The organism is Gemmatimonadaceae bacterium (assembly GCA_019752115.1).
Taxonomy (GTDB): Bacteria; Gemmatimonadota; Gemmatimonadetes; order Gemmatimonadales; family Gemmatimonadaceae; genus Gemmatimonas.
Genome location: JAIEMN010000064.1, coordinates 1 through 19,479 on the forward strand (window position 1 = coordinate 1; position 19,479 = coordinate 19,479).

Here is a 19,479-nt window from a genome sequence, read left to right on the forward strand (position 1 = left end):
GCGGCGGCGCCGGCGGTCGCGGCGGCTTCGGTGGCGGTGACGCGCCCGTGAGCGGCTCCACGCGCATCGACGGCGTCACGCCGCGCGTCATCATGCAGTTCCCGGCCAACGCGGCCGACATGCTGCTCTCCGGCACGCTTGCAGGTGGTGAAGCGCTCTCGAACCGCGCGCAGCTCGTGGACGCGCCCGTCGGTAAGGGACACGTGGTCATGTTCGCCATTCGCCCCTTCTGGAGGTGGCAGACGCAGGGCACCTACTTCCTCGCCTTCAATGCGATCCTCAACTGGAACGATCTCGACGCGGGGAAGTGATCTGACCGTCGTGCTGTCGGCTGGTGAACAGCACGCACCGAGAACACATAAGGAGTGAGAACACAGGGGCGCGCTTCGAAACCATCCGAAGCGTGCCCCTGTGTTCGAGGTGGCTTCAATGAAACGTGCCTCGAATGGTCGGCTGAACGCCACAAGTGTAACTCAGCATGTGACGGAGAGTTGTAAGGCTTCCCCTTGCTGACTGCGCGAGACGTCTCCGCTTACGTGCATTCGCGCGGGAGGGAAGTCGCGCGATCAATTCACTGACACGAGGAAGAAATGCAACGAATAGTCCGAATCTCAGTCGTGGGTATGGTTGCTCTATGCTGCGCCTGCAGTGCGTCCGACATGACTAGTCATCTCAAGGTCGGTGATCGCGGCGCCACTGCCCGAAGACTCTATTCGCCGGGGAGTGGTCCTGGCATGAGCTTCTCAGATGACCAGACAACTCTGCGGGTTGATACCGCTGCAGGACTGATTTCGATCGAGGATATTGGTGGAGCCAACAAGCTGTATTTGGAGTATGACTCGTTGTTGCTGGCGGAAGTTCTGGCCGCGCAAACCGGGGGTACCCTCGGAGACTTGAACCACGATGCCATGTCCTACCTGAATCCGTGGGAGTATTCCGGGGGTGATCCAATGCGCCCTTCAAATGGGGAGCTGGCCCCATTGGGCGATGACGCTCGGACGTCGTCAATTCTGGTTCGGCGGATGAGTGATCGGTCGGCTATTGCAGCTACTCTTCGAGGATCAGTCTTCGAAGTCAACTCGTGGTCGCCCGATTGTCCGTCTACAGCGCAGGCAATCGGGGAGATGCGCCTAGACTACCGTCAGTCTCGAGCTGGACTGTTCTCCGCAATTCGTGGGGTGCAGGGAATACCTGCTACACGGTTGACGTGGAAAAACGGTCTGCCGTTCGTAACGTTACAGGACCTTCGAAATCTCTACATGAGTGTCGGAGTGCACCTTGCGGAGGTCGCGGTGCAGGGGGCGAAGCTCGATGTCATGCGCGGCATCTACAATGGCTTTCACTGCCAACAGGTCATTCTGATCGGCCTTCCGTCGCAAGGAACTGTGCACGTTGGCAGTAGTGGATCTGGGGGGATGATTTGCATCACCAAGACGGAGTGGTACGAAATATCGTACGACGGCGGTGCGACATGGATCCCGTTCCCGGTCGAATTTCGCACTTGTTCACCGGTGGCCGCATGAGCGGGTGGGTGCATCGACTGGCAAAGAGCATTGGTTCGCTGTGCGTGTTTGTCTTCTTCGTCGCTTCGAGGAATCAGACGGCGCACACCGATGACCTACAGGACGTGATGTATCTAGTCCAGGCGGTTTCTCCCAGCTTCCGTTGCCAGGATGACCGCGGCACTGGCCAGCTTCGGCGAGTGTGCGCGTCCGACGCTGACTCAATGCTCTACGAGCGTTCCACCGCCGACTCTGCGCTGCTGCAGGTCTCCGTGCATGCCCAGAACGTATCGGAAGGCCGAGCCTATGCTCAGAGGCTTCTCGACCTTCTTGCCAAGCGCGGGTGGCGGATTCGTTCATGCGGCACCTCCGCGATTCCCGACGGGCACGTCCAAAGCTCCTTACTCGTTCGCGGAGACGCGTCAGGCTTGGCGTCGGTGATCGAATCGCCTTCCGGGGGCGTACGGCTGATGCTCGTAATTGGCAAACCGTCGAGTAAGCGATTGGAACGAATGTGCTCGTGATCAGCTCCTGAAAATTCAACGGGGCAAGGGGGCCACCGAGTCGTCGCTCGCGGTGCCACTGTGCCTGCGCTGAACTGCTTCTGGACGTGCGGTCAAGTCGGCCGCCGTCCAGAAGCAGAATATTTTCTCGGTTCGGGGCGATTCGCGACGCGTTGGAATCCGCCAGCGAGGTTGATGCGTCGGGCAGCCCCGTCCATCGTGCCTTTCTTCTCCGTCCGTCGCTCCGATCGGCCCGCAACCCTTCGCTGTGCGCTTCGCTTCGTCGTGGAGTAGTTCTACGTACCCCATGCGCGCGTGCTGTTCTAGGGATGCAAAGAATCGGGCGGAACTGACGTATCACGCACCACCGACACCGAATCCTTCGTCGACGCCGTGTCCACGCGCGCCGCAGAATCCGCCGCAGCCTTCCGCCGTGCCTTCTTGGGCGCCGGCGCGGTCGGCGCACCGGGAATCACGGAATCCGCCGGCGCTGAGCTCTTACCGAGTATCCCCATCACCTTCGCCTTCACGCTGAGCGCCGTCGCTTCGATCTGCACCGCCGCATCGTGCGCCGCCCCGCTCGGCTTGGTGGACCCATACCACCACACGCCATACGTCGCGACGCCGGCCAGGAACAGCCACGGCAGAATCGCGGGACGCCGCTTGAACTCGATCGGATCCTTCCGACGCACCTGCGGTTTCGGCGCAGCCGGCACCGCCATGCTCGCCACCGCCGGCGTCCCGGCGCGCGGCGTTTCCATGGCTGGCCGCACGCTCGCCGGGGCGCGCTGCCCGAGCGCATGGCGATAGATCTCCGCCGTCTGCGTCGGCGTCATGTCGGCGATCGCCGATACGAGCTGTGCGCCAAAATCGGCCACCCGGTCGAAGCGGTCGGTCGGGTCGGGCGCGAGCGCCTTGTCGAAGATGTCCTGCAGGACCGGTGGCCATTCGAGATCGGTGCGCACCTCGTCCAGGCGCCGCGGCCGGCTCGTGAGGCGGGCAATGAGCGATTCCTTGCTCGACGAGTTGCCGAATGCCTCATGCCCGGTGAGCGCCACAAAGCCTACAAGCGCGAGCGAGTACTGATCCGAACGTCCGTCGAGCACATCGCCGGAAAACTGCTCCGGGCTCATGAACTCCGGCGTGCCCACCGCGAAGCCCGTGCGCGTTACCTGCTGCGCTCGCGCGTCCATCGCGCGCGCAATGCCGAAGTCCACGAGCTTCACGAGATACGTGCCATCGCTCCGCTTCGACAACATCAGGTTGTCGGGCTTGAAGTCGCGATGGAGAATCCCAAGGTCATGGGCCGCCTGCAGCGCATCGGCCGCCTGACCAATCACATCGGCCGCGATGAGCGGATGCAACGCCTTTTCGCGCGCCAGCGCGGCCGAGAGCGGTTCGCCATCGATGAACTCCATGGCGAGGTACACGAGCCCCTCGTCGGTCTCACCGAAGTCAAAGATGCTCGCCACGTTGGGGTGGGAGATCTTGCTGGCGTTTTCGGCCTCGCGCGTGAAGCGCTGCAGCGCTTCCGGCTCGTGCATGAGGGCGGGGCGCATGATCTTGATGGCGCTCTTCCGCTTCATACGCACGTGCTCGGCCAAGTAGACCTGACCCATGCCCCCCTCGCCGAGCCGCTTGATCACCTGATAGCGGCCGCCAACGAGCTTGCCGACCAGGTCGGACTCGCCGGGATTCAGGGTCGCGCCATCGTTGGGGCAGAACCGGACAGCCCCGTCGAAGCGCTCCCCGCACTGGGGGCAGACGTTCTGGCTCACCTGAGCGAACCTAGCCACGGCGCCGGGGAAGGCAAGGCGAGCCCGACCGCCCCGCGCGCCACGGCTCAACCGGGTATCTTGCAGCATGCGCCCCTCACTCCCCCAGTGGCTCGTCCGCACCGCGACGACCCTCCTGCTGGCGGCGCCCCTTCCCCTTGCCGCGCAGGGCTCCTGGGCGCGTGCGGGGAAGCAGGGCGACGCGACGTTCCGCAACTTCCGGTTCACCACCGGCGAGACGCTCCCCGAACTGAAGGTCCACTACACGACCCTCGGGGCACCTCGCAAGGATGCCAAGGGCGTGGTCCGCAATGCCGTCATGATCCTGCACGGCACCGGCGGCACCGGGCGCGCGTTTCTGTCCAATACGTACGCCGGCGAACTGTTCGGCCCCGGTCAGCTGCTCGACAGCAGCAAGTACTACATCATCCTGCCCGACGGCATCGGCCACGGTGGCTCGAGCAAGCCGAGCGACGGGCTGCACGCCAAGTTCCCCAAGTACACCTACGACGACATGGTGCAGGCGCAGTACCGCCTGCTCACCGAGTCGCTCGGCGTGAACCATCTGCGCCTCATCATGGGCACGTCGATGGGGTGCATGCACAGCTGGGTGTGGGGGTACACGTACCCCGCCTTCATGGACGGCCTGGCGCCGCTCGCCTGCGTGCCGCAGCAGATCGCCGGCCGCAACCGCATGGTGCGCACCATGGCCATGGACTTCATCAAGAACGACCCGGCGTGGAAGGGCGGGGAGTACACCACGCAACCGCCGGGGATGCGCGCCGCAATGGGGATGCTTTATCTCATGTCGAGCGCGCCGCTCCTGCAGCAGGCCCAGGCGCCCACGCGCGACAAGGCCGACTCGGTCATTCGGGCGTACCTCGATGGTCGCATGCAGAGCACCGACGCGAACGACTTCCTGTATCAGTTCGACGCGTCGCGTGACTATGACCCGAGCGCGCACCTCGCGCAGATCAGCGCACCGGCGCTGTTCATCAACTCGGCCGATGACTTCGTGAACCCGCCGGAGCTGGGACTCGCCGAGCGGTACGCGAAGCAGATGCCCAAGACGCAGTTCATCATGCTGCCGACCACGCCGGAGACGCGCGGGCACGGCACGCACTCCGTCCCCAAGATCTGGGGGACGCATCTCGCCACGTTCCTCGGCGCGCTGCCGGAGCGCTGAGTGGCCATTCTGCGGGTTCCCCTGACGACGCTGATCCTGCGCGCATTGCGTCTCCGCTGTCCGCACTGCGGTGGTGGCAAGATCTTCGCGGGCTTCGGCAAGCTCAAGTCGAACTGCCCGACGTGCGGGCTGCGGCTCGAACGGGGGGAAGGCGACTATTTCGTCGGTGCGTACCTGTTCAATCTCATCGCCGTTGAACTCATTCTGTTCTTCTGCGTCTGCGGTTTCGTGTATGTCACGTGGCCCGATCCGCCCTGGGACTTCATCACGTACACGACCGGCTTCCTGATGCTGTCGGGGTGTGTGCTCTGCTATCCCTTCGCGAAGGTCACGTGGCTGGCGGTGGACATCGCCATTCGTCCGCTGTCCGACGAGGAGTTGCAGTGGCATCAGGTGGGTGGCGAGCTCGGTGAGCAGGAGCTCCCGCACGTTTGACCGCGTCGAGCGGGCGCGCTTCGGCGCGCTCGCCGGCTTCGAGCTCCGCGCGCAGGCGCGGGAGCCGCTCACCACGCTCTATGCGCTGGTCTTCTTTCTGCTCGCGCTGGGCTATGCGGCGAGCGATGCGGTGGAGCTGGTCTCCAATCGCGGCGCGGTGCCGCGCACGAGCCCGTGGGCGCTCATGCTGGCGTTCGGCGGGCTCACGGCGTTCGGACAGGTGATCACCACCATGATCGCCACGACCGCGATGCTGCGTGACGAAGCCCTGGGCGTTCGCGGGCTCGTGGCCACGACGGGTGTGGCTCCGCAGACCTGGCTCGCCGCGCGCCTTGCCGGCGCCTGGGGCGTGATGCTCGCCGTCTATCTCGCCATGCCGCTGGGGGTGCTCACCGGCACGCTGCTCCGCGCCGTCGCCGGAGGCGACACGATGCCGGCGTTTGCGGTGCTGGCCCACGCCGCGCGGGCGTTCGCGATCATCACCGTGCCCACCACGATCCTGGTGACGGTGTGCCTCGCCGCCGCGGCCGTGCGTACGCAGCGCGTGCTGGGCGTTCTGATCGCGGCACTCGCGCTGGTGGCGGTCTGGCAGTGTGCGCTGACACTCGAAAGCCGCGCGGCCTGGCGCACCGTGGGCGCGCTCCTCGATCCATTCGCGAACGCCCCCGTGCTGGCGGCCGCGCATGGCTGGAGCGACGCCGAAAAGTCCACGCGCCTCGTGCCGGGCACCGGTGTGCTGCTGGCCAATCGCGTGCTCTGGCTCGGCGTGGCGGCCGCGCTCGTCGCGTGGCTGCTGACGCGCGGCCGCGCGCGGCTCTTTGCTCCCGCCACCCACCCTGCGAGCACGGTGCAGGGGCGGGCCGCCGCGCGCGTGATCGCCGCGCTCGCTCACGCCACCAGCGCCCGCGAGTCACTCCGACTGTTCACGCGGGGCTGGATCACGCTCGACGGCGGCTGGCGGGCGGTGTCGGCGCTGGCGGTGCTCAATGCCGGCGCGAACGCTTGGGCCGCGACGCGCGGCGCGGCCTCCGCGGCCACCATTCTCGACGCGGTATACACCCACTCCCGCCTCTTTCTCATTCTCCTCGCGACCGTCTACGCGGGCGAGCTCGTGTGGCGGGAGCGCGATGTGCGCGTGGCCAGTGTGCTCGACGCCATCGGCGTGGCGCCCCGCGCGTTGTTCACCGGTCGGCTGCTGGGAGTGGTGCAGGCGCAGCTGGCCGTCATTGGGCCGCTGGTGCTCGTCGGGGCGCTGCTGGCCTTCGGGAGTGCCCCCACGCTGCGAACGGCGGCGCTCATCCTCACATGGGCCGTCTTCACGCTCTGGTTGCCCTTCGTGCAGCTCACCGCGCTGTCGCTCGCGGTGCACGCGCTGCTCAATCACAAGGTTGCCGCGCACCTGGTACTCATCACCGGCTGGGTGATGGCCGTCGTGCTCGACCGACAGGGCGTGAGCGCGTGGTGGGTGCGTTTCGCCGAGCCGGCGCCGCTGCTGCTGCAGGATGCGATTCCGCTGGCCCTCCATGCACAACGCGGCGCCTACTGGAGTGCCGTAGGCGCCGCGTTGCTGTGGGTGGCGTACCGGTGGTGGCCCACCGGTACGGTTCTGCGGGTTACTTCTCGGCGATGATCAGATAGCGCGACGGCGCCCAGAACTTGGCCGGATCGGTGATACGGATGCTTTCGCCACGGAACGAGCCGTCCTTTTCCTTCTTGGCGACTTCGATCAGCCCCACGTCGTGGCGCGAGACGATCTTGTACGCCCGGTCGCCCTTGGGGAGCGGAATCGTGAGCGTCTGCCGGCGATCGGCGCCGGTGAACTTGGCTTCGGGGATCGAGCGCGCCGGCACGAGCGTCTTGCCGAGCTTGACGATCAGCAGGCCGCGCGAGCCGCCTTCTTCGGCCACCACGCCGTCGGCGAGCAGCTGGCGCCGCGAGCCCACGATGTAGAAGACCTTGTTCTCGCGCACGTCCATCGCCTTCACGGTGTCGTTGAGCACCGCCTTTTCGGCGACGAGCGTTTCGTTGGCCGAGCGCAGCTGACGGATCTCGTCCTGGAAGGCCGCGATTTCCTTGTCGCGCTGTGACAGGCGCGCGTTCAGATCCGCGAGGAGCGTGGCCGTGGCGGTCGAATCGGCCCGCATCGTCTTGAGCGTGTCGAGGAGCGCCGCGACCTGCTTCTGGCGCGCGGCGAGCCGCTGACGCAGCTGCGCGAGACGATCGAGGATGTCCTTCTGGGCGGCGGCGGCTTCGGTCTTCCCCGATTCGTCGCTCTTGTTCACCGAGACCTTGCTCGAGAGCCCCTTCACCTTCCGGAGCTCGGCGTCGATCTCATCGGCGAACTTGGACGCCTCGACGACCTGCGCCATGGCGCGGTCCTTGTCGGCGGAGGAGCCCTGCACGAGTCCCTGCAGGGAGTCGCGGGCGGCGGTCGCCGTGGCCAGCGCCGCAGCCAGAGAATCGGCGCGGGCGCGGGAGGCGGTGTCGGTGCAGGCGGTCGTGAGCGCGAGGGCCGTGAGGGCCAACGCGGTCGTGCGCATACCGTGGAACAGGCGCATCGGTTCGGGAGTTGGGGTTGGTTTGCCCCGGGAACGTACCGGGCTCGGGTACCCGCTGAAAGTGGCCCAGATCACACAAAACCCAAATTGGTCCGGGAAATTGCGGGGGCTGGTGGCCCCGGGCACGGCTCAGCGCATCCACCCCCGCGCCCGGTACAGCAGTGTGGCCGCGGCTTCATACACCACATCCTGCATCGCGAGCCGGCGGTTCCCCGGGCGGTCGAGGCGTCGCAGGTCGTACTCGCGCTCGGTGGCGGGGCGGCACTCCACCGCCAGCCCGGCGGCCTCCAGCGCCGCACAGGCGCGCCGCGAGTGCATCGGCGACGTCACCGCGATCACCCGCCGCCAGCCGTGCGTGCGCGCGAGGGCGGCAAAGGCGAGTGCCTCATCGCGGGTGCTGTGCACATCCCGGACGAAGCGTGGCTCGACGCCGGGGAGCGCGAGCGCCACCAGCTCACGCTGATCGCGGTCGGAGCCCGGCGTCCGGGCATCGTGTTCATCGGCGACCACCGACAGCCCCAGCTGGACGATCCGGCGCGCCCGGGCGATCTGCAGCGCCGAGAGCAGCCGCTCGAGTGCGGCGTCGTGCACGCGGCCCGCCGAATTCACACTCCCCGAAAAGACCACGATGGCATCGGCCGGGCCGGGGACGTCCGAGCGCACGAAGCGCGGCGCCAGCGGTACCACGAGCGGCGTGTAGACCGCCAGCGCAAAAACTGTGATTTCTGCACCAAGCAGGAGCCAGAGCCACGCGCCGAACGACGACGTGGCCAGCGCCGCGCCCAGGAGTCCAAAGCCCAGGCGCATCACGTGCAGCGACACGCCGGCCGACATCCAGAGGCCCAGCTCATCGCCGAACTGCACCATGGCGAGCCCCACGGCCACGCCACAGGCGCGTACCAGCCAGACGGGGGCGCGCTGTCCTACCTCGCGCCCCCGTCCGCGCAGCAGCAGGTCGCTCAGGGCTGCGGCTCCTGCTGGTTCTGCATCGCCTTCGAGTTGGTCGGCGGCTGGCGGTACTTGTCGAACCAGCTGCGCAGGTAGAGCTGCGTGCGAATGAAGTTGCTCGGCGTGGAGCTGGTGCCGTGCCACTCGTTGTTGAACCGGATCATGGCCGTGGGCACCTTCCGGATCTTGAGCGCCTCGTAGAACTCCTCGGTCTGCGAGATCGGCGTGCGCAGGTCATTCACACCCGTCATGAGCATCGTGGGCGTCTTCACGTTGCCGACGTACATGAGCGGCGAGCGCTTGAGGTGCTCACTCGGATCTTCCCACGGGTACTTGGCAAAGTTGTAGTACCAGCTCGAGCCGTCGGTCGTGCCGACGAAGCTCACCCAGTCGATGACCGGGCACATCGACACCGCGCCGGCGAACCGATCGGTATGCCCCACCGTCCACGCGGTCAGCACGCCACCGCCGGAGCAGCCGAACACATAGAGCCGATTGTTGTCAACGAAGCCGCGGTTCACCACGGTGTCGACGCCGGCCATGAGATCGTTGAAGTCCTTGCCGGGGTAGGCGTTCTTGATCGCGTTGCCGAAGGCGCTGCCGTAGCCGGTGGAGCCGCGCGGATTCGTGTACAGCATCACGTAGCCGTTCGACGCGTGGTCCTGCCGCGAGAAGTTGAACGCGACGTTGTACATGCTGTGCGGCCCGCCGTGAATCTCGAGCATCAGCGGATACTTCTTCGACGGATCGAAGCCCGCCGGCTTCACGATCCATCCTTGAATCTTGTACCCATCCACCGACGTGTACCACACCTCTTCGGTGGTGGCGAGCTGCTTGCCAGCGAGGACGTCGGCGTTCACGTCGGTGAGCTGCTTGAGCACCGGCATACGCCCGTCAGGCGTGCGCACGTCGAACGCCACGACATCGTTCGGCTTGGTCGGCGTGGTGTTGACCCCAACCGCCATGAACGACGCGCCGAGGTCGGTCACGGTGAGCACCTGCACGCCCTTCGTGACCTGCCGGACCTCTCCCTTGAGCGACGCAAACCACAGGTTCTTCGAGCCTTCGTTCTCGACGTTGAAGTACACGCCGCTGTTGTCCGGCGCCCACAGCAGCCCGGCCGGCGACCGGTCGAGCTTCTCGGTGAGCACACGCACGCCGCTGCCGTCGGCGTTCATCACATAGAGCGCGGCGTCCTTCCACGTGGCATCGGTGCTGTCGTAGCCCGTGTAGGCGATGTACTGCCCGTTCGGGCTCGGCGTCGGGTTGTTGTCCGGCCCTTTGCGCTTCGTGAGTGCGGTGATCGCACCGGTGGCGACATCGGCGGCGTAGATCTCGCTCTCGCGCCACGCATACTCGGCGTCGGGCGTGCGCAGCGACGTGAAGAGCAGGCGCTTGCCGTCGGGCGTCCAGGTCGTGCCGTTCGACGGCCAGTCACCGGTCGTGACCTGATGCGGCGTACCGCCATCGGCGGGCACCGTGAAGAGCTGGCGCAGCCCGTTCTCGAGGAACCCCTGCCGGTCGGCGCGATACTTCACCTTGGTCACCACGCGCGGCGCTTCGGTCCACTTCGCGCCCTTGGGTGGGGTGGGCATCGCGATGCGCATCTCGTCGCCGCCGCGCACGAGCATGCCGAACGCGAGCGTCTTGCCGTCGGGGCTCCACTCGAGGCCATCCGGCGTTTCGGTGAGTCGCGTGATCTGCGTGGTGGCGCCTTCGGCGTCCATGTAGCGCACCCAGATCTGCGCCCCGCCGGGCTCTCCCGGCGCGATGTACGCGATGCGCGAGCCATCCGGCGCCCACTTCGCATCGGCGCCCTTCACGAGGAAGCGGTTCTTGGTGCCGTCGATGTTCATGATCCACACCGACGACTCGCGCTTGTCGTTGATCTGATCGATCCAGGTGCGCGTGTAGAGCACCTGCTTGCCATCGGGGGAGATCGTCGGATTGGCGACGTCTTCCCAGTTGAAGTAGTCGGCGATCGTGAGCCGGTCTTTCGGGGCCGCGGGCGACTGGGCCAGGGACCACGACGGCGCGAAGGCGACCGTCGCGGCGCAGGCGAAGACGGCCGTGCGCAGGAATCGAATCGTCATGCAGACCTCATCGGGGTGGGCGGGAAACAGCGTGCCATATCGTGCGATCGCCGCTGCTCAGGCGCAACCGCTCCGCCGCTGAAAAAATCGCCACGGATTACGCGGAAACGCACGGTTCCCTCTCGCGCACGGGACGACACGGTGCGTTTCCGTGAAATCCGTGGCCAAAAAACAAAAAGCCGACACCCAAAGGCATCGGCAGCATTTCGAAACGGAGAGTGGCTTACTGCAGCGTATCCGCGAAGGCGAGCACGGAATCGCGGAACTTCGCCGAGGCGCCGTCGACGAAGCGGCGGACACCCTTCCACTGGCGGAGCAGCGGGTTGCGGGCGGTGATCGACGTTTCGATCACGCGGCGCTGCGACGTGCTGGCGTGCACCATCTTGCCGTCGCCCACGTAAATGCCGACGTGCGAAATGCGCTGGCCGCGACCGAACGTGAGCACATCACCCGGCTTGAGCGCGGTGAGATCCTTCGGCACTTCGGTACCAGCCTTGGCCTGCGTCGCGGCGGTGCGCGGCATGACCAGGTCGATCACGCTCATCGCATAGCGCACGAGACCGCTGCAATCGAGACCGACGCCCGGCTTCGTGCCGCCGAGCTTGTAGCGCGTGCCCACCGACCCACGCGCCATCGCCACAACGCTATCGCGCAGACGCTCGGCCGACGCGCTGAACGCGGCGAACGGCTTCTTGGGCGAGATCGCTTCCGTGCTCTGCGCCTGCGCCGACGACGCCACCGCCACGAGGGCAGCAGCGACTACAGGCAGCAGGTGGCGACGGAAATGGGGCACGCGGGCGCGGGGAGCAGGGTCAGTAGACGGGTCGCGCCAACCGGTGTCGGCTGTGGCGTCGCCTATCCAAGGACCCCCAACCTACCCCATCGTCACGCGTCACACCAGAGGCAGCCGTCACGTGGCGGGCAAGGGTTTGCCCGGTGCGGGAACGACCCGGCGGGTCAGCGAATCCCGAGCGCTTTGTGCGTTTGGACCGACAGCCGCCAGCGGGGGTGGGCGAGGCAATACGCGAGCGCCGCCCGGGTGTTCTCGGCCTGCTCGGGACCGTCCATGGGCTGCAGCAGGAAGTGCCGGAAATCGAGCTGCTCGAACCGTTCCGGCCGGGCCAGCGCCTGCGGAAAGACCAGCTTGAGCTCGTCGCCCGCGGTGAGCACCACCTCGGCGTTGGCCTTGGGGCTCACACAAATCCAATCGAGCCCCGCCGGCGCCGGCTGGGTGCCGTTCGTCTCGACCGCGACCTCGAACCCGGCCGCGTGCAAGGCGGCCACGGCCGCGTCGTCCAGCTGGAGGAGCGGCTCGCCACCGGTGCACACCACGAAGGGCCGGACATCCGCCGGCGCGTCGGCCGGCCAGCGGCTCTTCACAAAGGCCGCCAGCTCGGCGGCGGTCGCAAACTTCCCCCCATCCGGGCCGACGCCGACGAAGTCGGTATCACAAAAGGTGCAGACGGCCGTCCCACGGTCCTGCTCCCGGCCGGTCCAGAGGTTACACCCCGAAAACCGGCAGAAGACCGCCGCGCGGCCGGCGTTCACCCCCTCGCCCTGCAGGGTGTAGAAGCACTCCTTGACGGTGTAGGCCATGGCTCAGCGCGCGTAGGCGATGGGGTCGCTCGCCCCCGCCTCTTCAAATCCCTTGAGCCGCAGCTGACAGGCGTCGCAGTGGCCGCAGGCGGTACCGTCCGGCGCCGGGTCGTAGCAGCTGGTCGTAAGGCTGTAGTCCACCCCCAGGCTCCGCCCCAGCTCCACGATCCCCGCCTTGGTCAGATGCTGCAGGGGGGCGTGAATAGTGATCCGCCCCGTCCCCTCGACGCCGGCGCGCGTCGCCAGGTTGGCCATCGTCTCGAACGCCGCCACGTATTCCGGGCGGCAGTCGGGATAGCCGGAGTAGTCCAAGGCGTTCACCCCAATGAAGATGGCCTGCGCGCCGAGCACTTCCGCCCACGCCAGGGCGAAGGAGAGGAAGATCGTGTTGCGGGCCGGCACGTAGGTCACCGGAATCTCCGCACTATGCTCGGCGAGGTCCCGGTCCTTGGGGACCTCGGCGTCGGACGTCAGCGCCGAGCCGCCCCACTGCCGGAGGTCGATGTCCACGACGACGTGCTGAGCCACCCCCTGCGCCGCCGCCACGCGCCGCGCCGCCTCGATCTCCACGCTGTGCCGCTGCCCGTACCGGAAGGTCATGGCATACGGGGTAAAGCCCTGGCGCTTCGCGACGGCGAGCACCGTGGTGGAGTCGAGCCCGCCGCTCAGGAGGACGACGGCCGGCTTCTGGGAGGCAACGTTCGGCATCGGAGCAACTTAAAAGATTATGCGCGCTCGGCGGGCGCGGAGTTCTCGCACAGAGGCACAGGGGACACTGAGGGGCACAGAGACAGAAACAAACTCTGTGCCCCTCTGTGTCCCCTGTGCCTCTGTGCGAGACCTTTTCCATAGTCCCGGCGAGGACGCCAGCGACCTGGAGATGTCCTGAAACGAGGACACCTGAGTCGCCGTAGAAATCGATAAGTAAAAGCCCAGTAAGGCTTTATCTGCGTGCTCCCCGCCCGGCGCGAGGTATGCCCCTCCATGGACGCGTCTCTCCAACCGGAGTTCTGTCCATGATCACCTCGACTGTTCGCCGCTCGTTCGTGGCCGCCGCGGCCGGTGCCGCCCTTCTTGCTGTGCCCCTGCATGCGCAGGCGGGGGCCGGCGCCACCCTGACCCCGTTTGCCGGGTACCTCGTGACCGGCAATTGGTATGACGGCCCGATCGGCACGAGCCTCAAGAACAGCAATGCGCCGATGGCCGGTGTGCAGGGGAGCGTCCCGCTCACCCGTGGCGTCGCGCTCGTTGGCAACCTCGCCTACGCCAGCGGTGACTTGCGCATCGGGTTGCCCCTCATCGGAGGTGTCAATGTCGGGAGTGCGAAGACGTGGCTCTACGACGCCGGCCTCGAGATTGGCGGGCTGGGGAACCGCGCCACGGGGATCGCGCCGTTCGTGCAGGGAGGGATCGGCGGCATGACGAACGACATCCAGGCGAGCGTCTTCAACACGCGGGCCTCGAACGTCGCGTACTCCGCCGGGGTAGGGATCGATATCGGCTTGTCGAAGGGCTTCGCGCTGCGTGCGCAGGCGAAGGACTGGATCAGCCGTTTCAACTCGGAACAGGCCATAGGCTTTCGGGCCGACGGCAACCTGGCCCATAACTGGGCGCTGACGGCGGGGATGAAACTCTCCTTCTGATCCCGTCGGCGCTTCTGGGGCTAAGTTTCGCCGGACTGTTGGACCACCTCAGAAGACGACTCGTGGATCATCGCATTGCCCAGTTGCTGCGTGGCGCCGTGTTCGGCGCCGCGCCGCGACGTTTCCGCCGCGTGACGCGCCCGTTCGCGAGCATGCTCCTGCTCGGCGTGTTCGCGATCACGCCGGCCGCCGCTCAATCCGGCGCCACACCCGACAGCGCGCGCCCGCAGGCGCCGCTCGACCCGCTGCGCGGGACCTCCGGTTCGATCAGCTCGATCGGCAGGCAGGCGCGCCAGCAGCAGGATGCCTTCGAGCGCAACCATCGCCTCGGCCTCCGCTTCTACAACGGCGGCGCCGATGCAACGTGCGAAGTGCCGATCGGACGCATCTGCTACTGGAACAACAACGGCGATGTCCCGCCGCCCGCCGAGCGCAACGATGCCAAGATCGAGCGCGAGCAGCTGCTGGAGTTTCTGGGGCAGGCGCAGGCCTCGGACCCGCGCGATGACTGGGTGAACGGCATGCGCGTGCGCTACGCCATCGAAGCGCAGTTCCCCGACACCGCCATCCGCGCCGCGCGCGCCTGCAAGGGCACTGCCTGGTGGTGTGCGGCGCTCGAAGGGCTCGCGCTGCACAATGCGAATCGCCACAAGGATGCGGCCGCCGCGTTCTCGCGCGCGCTCGCCGCGATGCCGGAGGCGCAGCGCTGCGCGTGGACCGATCTCACGCTCTGGCTCGACCCGGCGATGCAGCCCACCTACAAGGCGCTCGGCTGCGCCAATCGCGCCGGCGAGAACGCCAAGATCTTCCGCCTCGGGCAGCCGCTCTGGATGACCGACGGCAACGATCTCGAGAACGAGTTGTACGCGCGCCGCACGATGTCGCGCATTCACTCACTCGGCCGCATTCCGTACGACCTGCAGTGGGGCGATGACCTGCTCGAATCGCAGGTCCGCTACGGCTGGCCCGCCGCGTGGAGCGTGCAGAACGGCGGTGTCGCCGATCCGCGCCCGCCGCAGGTGATCGGCCATGAGCCGACGCCGAGCTATGACTTCATGCCCACGCTCGAGGCGATCAACAAGCCGCTGACCGCCACCGCCGTGGACTGGGACCCGATGCGCAAGAAGGCGCGGATGCGCTACAGCACGCGCTACGCCGCCGGCTTCGGCGCGCTGCCGCATCAGTTCGCCCGCTTTGTGCGCGGCGACACCACGCTCGTCGCCGCTGGCTATCGCCTGGTGCGCGATCTCGAGATGGGCAAGGCGCCGTACACCGCGGGCGTCACGCTCGATGCGCTCAACGGCCGCACGCCGGTGCAAACGAAGAAGGACAGCGCCGGCGCCAACGGCGCGCTGCTCGTGCCGCTCACCGAGCCGAAGATCGCGAGCCTCGAGGTGCTGGCCCCGGTGAGCAAGCGCGCCGCGCGCGTACGCACCACGGTGCAACCACTGCCCCCCGGCACGCGCCTGTCCGACTTCCTGCTCCTCGCCCGCGGCGATGCCTCGCTCACGCCGTCGCTCGAGCGCAATGCCACGCAGGCCTACGGCTCGACCGACATCGAAGGCGGCACGCAGATCGGCATCTACTGGGAGATGTACCGCCAGGCCAGCCCCGGCGCGCCGCTCCAGGTACAACTCCGCGCCACCCGACTCGGCGCCAGCTTCATGCAGAAGTTCGGCGCGTCGCTCGGCTTGTCGAAGGCGCTGACGCCCGTCTCGATCAAGTACAACGACAACGGCCGCCCGGATGGTGGGCCGGGGCGTTCCCTCCAGATCAACTTCCCGAACGTGCCGCCCGGTGAGTACCAACTCACGCTGGTGGTGTCGGGGGCGGGGGGGACGGACTCGACGAGTCAGACGATTCGGGTGCGGGGCGGGAAGAACTAGGTGGGGTTTCCTTGAGAGGCGAGAGGCGAGTGGGAGTTTGCGTGGTGAGCGGCAGTACTGAGCACTCCCGCTCACCACCCAAACTCCCACTCGCCTCTCGCTTCTCCAAGCAATCCCCAAGAGGCCGGGCGCTTCGCGCCCGGCCTCATTCCGTTCCCCGCGAGAGGATTCTCTTGCGCAGGCCGATCGCCATGCGCCGCACCTCGACCACCTGTGCCAGCAGCGGCTTGGCCGTGGTCGGCAGCGCCCCGACCGCGATCGCGAGATCGAGCTGCACTTCGACCTCATTGCACGAGCCGATCGCCACGTCGAGATGATAGCTGAAGCTCGCCGGCGAGCCCTTCCCGGCGCCTTCCGCAATGTTCAGCGGCACCGAGTCCACCGCCCGTAGGAGTTGCGTGCGCAACGTCGGCATCTGCCGCTTCAGCGCGCTCTGGTGACGGTCACACAGCAGATGCACACTGATCGCCAGCTGTTTCGCCTTGGTGAGTACCTGCAGTCGGTCTGGGTTCTGAGTCATGCCGCGACGGTAACACCAACGCCGTCAGACCCTCTCACCATTCCAACGCACGTTGTACCCAAAGCACTCACCACTCATCCTCACCACTCAGTCTCACCACTCAGTCTCACCACCCCAACTCCCACTCGCCTCTCGCCTCTCCACTCAAAAAAAACGGGGCGCCAAAGGCGCCCCGCTACCGTCTCCCCCGAACCACGATCATCCCCACCGGCGACCCATAGTCATCCGACGCCACCGGCAGCCCCGGCGGCGCGACCCACTTGCCGCCATCCGATCGCACGATGATGCGATGCATTCCCGGCGATAGTTTGAGTTCGGCGCGCCAGCGGCCGGCGGCGTTGCGCCGCATCGAGCGGACGCTCCACTCGGTGGGATCGCCCATCAGTTCGACCGACTCGGCACGCGGCGCATCGATGAGCAGCACCACGCGGAGCGTGTCGCCTTCGAGGCGCGTGACGGCTTCGGGGGCCCGTTCGATGGAGATGGAGTCAACCGCACCGAGCGTGCGCGTTTCGAAGGCGAGAATGCCGCCCGGCGTCCCGTCGCCATCGCGATCATGGAAGCGGGAGATGCGCACGCCCAATGCGACCATCGGGGAGAAGTCGCGGCGCGGGCCCTGCACCTGATCGCGGAACTGCGCGCCCCCCATCGTGGCGGTGTTCGACGCGGCCGCGCCCACGAGCGACAGCCACTGCGTGACCGGCTGCACGATGGCGATCGAGGCGATCGTCGGCACCGGTGCCGCCTTGGGGGCCAAATCGTCGCTGTCGAGTGAGCTCACGAGCGGCGTGGCCACCGAGAGCAGCCACGTCGTGGAGCCGGTGTTGAAGCCCATCGACGCCATGCCGGTGGCGACGTCGCGCCGCTGCAGCGTGCGCTGCGTGCGGCTGGTCGAGCGGCGCACGAGCCCGAGCGATGTCATGACCGGTACCGCATCGGCTTCGCTCACCGTGATCGTCTGCGTGGTGACGCGGGAGGCCCGCTCCACGCTCATGCCGACGGAGAACTCGATGCCGCCGAGGTTCGACACCATCCCCGCTTCCGCCCGGCTGATGCGCCCGACATCGATGCGACGCGAAATGGTCGTGTCGGCGGACGGGGAATCGAAGACCGTGTTGCTGGCCATCGAGACCGGTGCCACGCCCACGAGCCCGCTGGCCGAACTGCCGTCGAGATTGGCCTGCCCGTAGCTCACCGCACTCCAGAGCCGCTGGTTGCCCAGCCGGGTGCGCGCACGGAAGGCGAGCATGCCCTGCGTGGTGGCATCACCACCGAGCGCGTCGCGGAAACGCCAGTTGCCGCTCGCCATGGCCGCGAAGTTGACGCGCCCCAGCTGCCCCACCCGCTGCGTGGCACCGAACCAGAGCTGGTTCCGGTTGTTGAGGCTGTTCGACCCGTCCGAGGACGCGAGCCCCAGCACCGAGAGTGTCGAGCCGTCGGTGACGGGGCCGATCGTGGAGGCGGGGGCGATGGGGGCGTCGCCGCGCGCCTGCGCGCTCGCCCGCCAGGGGAGCAGCACCGCCAACGCCGACGACAGTAGGCATGGCACAGCCCATCCGCGGCTCGCGAGCGCAGGGCTCGGCGAGGGGCGGCGCGACGCGCGAAAGACTGGGCGGGCGTGCGTCACGGATCGGGTGGGCGAACTGGTTTGCCTGCCGATGCTCCGGGCGGGAAGGCGCCGGAGACTGTTCCACGAACATAGCGATTGAGCGCATCGAGAGCCATACCGGGCCCCCGCTGCGAATTCTTTGCCACCGTCTGCTGGAGGCCCGTCAGCGACTCATCCGAGCGCGACTGGGCGGCCAAGGTCGTGACCGCTTCGCGGGCCGTCGGGAGCGGCACGCCCCGGCCGACCAGATCGGTCAGCACCACGAGCGCGGTCACGGCGGTCCCGGCCGGTCGCGTGGTCCGCAGGCCGGCCAGCGTGCGCGGCTCGATGCCGGCCCTGATGGCCGTGGCCGCCGCGTCGAGTTCGGCTTCGGTGGAGCCGTCGCCCAAGGCGAACTTGGCCGTGGCCAGGGCATCGGAGAACTCGCGCACCACGCGCAAGATGCGCGGGCCACTGACGCGGCGCGCCGCGCCTTCCAGCGCGCGATTCACGAGCAGGCGCACCGGCAGGCCGCGGTCGTATGCTTCGTCGAGCATGTTGCGCAGGCTGAGCGCGGTGAGCGAGTCGAAGCGGGAGGCGTCGAACTGCGCCGGCTGCGGCGCGCCGGAGAGCGGACGCGCGGGCGCGGTGACCGCCGGCAGGGTATCGGACACGACGGCGCGGGTCGCCGGCAACGCGGTGGTTGCCAGCTGCGCGCTGAACTGCGCGACCATCAGCAGCGTCGTGCCCAGACCGACCATCAGCGCGGATCCACGATGACGGCGTTGGTGGGGCCGTAGCCCGCGTCCGGCACCTGCGGCGCCATGGGATCCACCACCCAAGTCGCGCCATCCACGACAAAGGCGTACACGTGGCGACCGGGCGGCAGCGCCACCTTGGCGCTCCACTCGCCGCCGTCACGCGTCATGGGCGTGGCCTTCGCGTCCCAGCCGTTGAAGTCGCCCACGATGGAAACCGCGGCCGCCTGACGCGGCAGCGCGAGCTCGAAGTGCACGTTGCCGGCGGCGTCCTCCGAAATGGCACCGACGGGTGACGCGGGGGTGGCCGACCCGGGGGTCGCCGTACTGTCGGCCGCGCGCTGCGGCAGATCGGCCCGCCATGGACGCGAGACGGTCACCACCAGCACGGCCGCCGCGGCGGCGCCCCACCACCAGCGGGGCTGCCACCGACGCCGCGAGGCCTCGCCAGCCGGCGCCGCCGATGCGGCGAGCACGGCCGCGACGCA

The 19,479-nt window shown here is 67.5% G+C and carries 18 protein-coding genes; 7 read left to right on the forward strand and 11 right to left on the reverse strand.

What is annotated here, in order from left to right; translation table 11 throughout:
- Together K2R93_20375 and K2R93_20380 are read left to right on the forward strand one after the other, a co-directional pair.
- The coding region (locus tag K2R93_20375; GenBank protein MBY0492207.1) for a hypothetical protein at positions 1-311 on the forward strand (311 nt) is incomplete at its 5' end.
- Between the two features lie 423 nt (positions 312-734).
- Complete coding sequence (locus tag K2R93_20380; GenBank protein ID MBY0492208.1) at positions 735-1,523, forward strand: hypothetical protein; 789 nt, start codon at positions 735-737, stop codon at positions 1,521-1,523.
- A gap of 805 nt (positions 1,524-2,328) precedes the next feature.
- Here the strand turns inward: K2R93_20380 and K2R93_20385 are convergent.
- Positions 2,329-3,783 (reverse strand): protein kinase, encoded by a 1,455-nt coding sequence (locus K2R93_20385; protein ID MBY0492209.1) that lies wholly within the window; start codon positions 3,781-3,783, stop codon positions 2,329-2,331.
- Between the two features lie 85 nt (positions 3,784-3,868).
- Here K2R93_20385 and K2R93_20390 point away from each other — a divergent pair, with 85 nt between their 5' ends.
- The 3 genes from K2R93_20390 to K2R93_20400 are packed head-to-tail and all read left to right on the forward strand — an operon-like array spanning position 3,869 to position 7,031.
- Positions 3,869-4,966, forward strand: coding sequence for an alpha/beta fold hydrolase (locus tag K2R93_20390; GenBank protein ID MBY0492210.1), 1,098 nt, complete (start codon positions 3,869-3,871; stop codon positions 4,964-4,966).
- Positions 4,967-5,401, forward strand: a complete 435-nt coding sequence (locus K2R93_20395; protein MBY0492211.1) for a DUF983 domain-containing protein — start codon at positions 4,967-4,969, stop codon at positions 5,399-5,401.
- Positions 5,376-7,031 (forward strand): hypothetical protein, encoded by a 1,656-nt coding sequence (locus K2R93_20400; protein MBY0492212.1) that lies wholly within the window; start codon positions 5,376-5,378, stop codon positions 7,029-7,031. Before K2R93_20395 ends, K2R93_20400 begins: the two co-directional genes overlap by 26 nt.
- Here the strand turns inward: K2R93_20400 and K2R93_20405 are convergent.
- The 6 genes from K2R93_20405 to queC all read right to left on the reverse strand — a co-directional run bounded on the left by K2R93_20405 (position 7,015) and on the right by queC (position 13,304).
- Positions 7,015-7,959 carry an ELKS/Rab6-interacting/CAST family protein gene (locus tag K2R93_20405; GenBank protein ID MBY0492213.1) on the reverse strand — a complete coding sequence of 315 codons (945 nt, stop codon included), beginning with the start codon at positions 7,957-7,959 and terminating at the stop codon, positions 7,015-7,017. The genes K2R93_20400 and K2R93_20405 overlap by 17 nt on opposite strands.
- Positions 7,960-8,088: 129 nt before the next feature.
- Complete coding sequence (locus K2R93_20410; GenBank protein MBY0492214.1) at positions 8,089-8,844, reverse strand: YdcF family protein; 756 nt, start codon at positions 8,842-8,844, stop codon at positions 8,089-8,091.
- A gap of 74 nt (positions 8,845-8,918) precedes the next feature.
- Positions 8,919-11,000: a S9 family peptidase gene (locus K2R93_20415; GenBank protein ID MBY0492215.1), complete on the reverse strand. Its 2,082-nt coding sequence runs from the start codon at positions 10,998-11,000 to the stop codon at positions 8,919-8,921.
- Between the two features lie 223 nt (positions 11,001-11,223).
- Positions 11,224-11,634 carry a C40 family peptidase gene (locus tag K2R93_20420; protein MBY0492216.1) on the reverse strand — a complete coding sequence of 137 codons (411 nt, stop codon included), beginning with the start codon at positions 11,632-11,634 and terminating at the stop codon, positions 11,224-11,226.
- Positions 11,635-11,957: 323 nt separating this feature from the next.
- Positions 11,958-12,596: a 7-carboxy-7-deazaguanine synthase gene (gene queE, locus K2R93_20425; protein ID MBY0492217.1), complete on the reverse strand. Its 639-nt coding sequence runs from the start codon at positions 12,594-12,596 to the stop codon at positions 11,958-11,960.
- A 3-nt stretch (positions 12,597-12,599) separates the two neighbouring features.
- Positions 12,600-13,304 carry a 7-cyano-7-deazaguanine synthase QueC gene (gene queC, locus K2R93_20430; GenBank protein ID MBY0492218.1) on the reverse strand — a complete coding sequence of 235 codons (705 nt, stop codon included), beginning with the start codon at positions 13,302-13,304 and terminating at the stop codon, positions 12,600-12,602.
- A gap of 308 nt (positions 13,305-13,612) precedes the next feature.
- On the opposite strand from queC, the gene K2R93_20435 reads away from it, so the two are divergent.
- A complete protein-coding gene (locus tag K2R93_20435) occupies positions 13,613-14,239 on the forward strand; it encodes a porin family protein (GenBank protein MBY0492219.1) in 627 nt (208 codons plus the stop codon).
- A 62-nt stretch (positions 14,240-14,301) separates the two neighbouring features.
- Positions 14,302-16,125, forward strand: coding sequence for a hypothetical protein (locus tag K2R93_20440; GenBank protein ID MBY0492220.1), 1,824 nt, complete (start codon positions 14,302-14,304; stop codon positions 16,123-16,125).
- A gap of 145 nt (positions 16,126-16,270) precedes the next feature.
- On the opposite strand, the gene K2R93_20445 is transcribed toward K2R93_20440, so the two are convergent.
- The 4 genes from K2R93_20445 to K2R93_20460 form a co-directional block, all read right to left on the reverse strand.
- Positions 16,271-16,645, reverse strand: coding sequence for a four helix bundle protein (locus tag K2R93_20445; protein ID MBY0492221.1), 375 nt, complete (start codon positions 16,643-16,645; stop codon positions 16,271-16,273).
- A 175-nt stretch (positions 16,646-16,820) separates the two neighbouring features.
- Positions 16,821-18,194 carry a glycogen-binding domain-containing protein gene (locus tag K2R93_20450; GenBank protein MBY0492222.1) on the reverse strand — a complete coding sequence of 458 codons (1,374 nt, stop codon included), beginning with the start codon at positions 18,192-18,194 and terminating at the stop codon, positions 16,821-16,823.
- A 74-nt stretch (positions 18,195-18,268) separates the two neighbouring features.
- Entirely contained in the window at positions 18,269-18,994 is a 726-nt protein-coding gene (locus K2R93_20455; protein MBY0492223.1) for a hypothetical protein, read from the reverse strand.
- Positions 18,994-19,479: isoamylase early set domain-containing protein (locus K2R93_20460; GenBank protein MBY0492224.1), on the reverse strand; the 486-nt coding region annotated here is incomplete at its 5' end. The genes K2R93_20455 and K2R93_20460, both read right to left, overlap by 1 nt.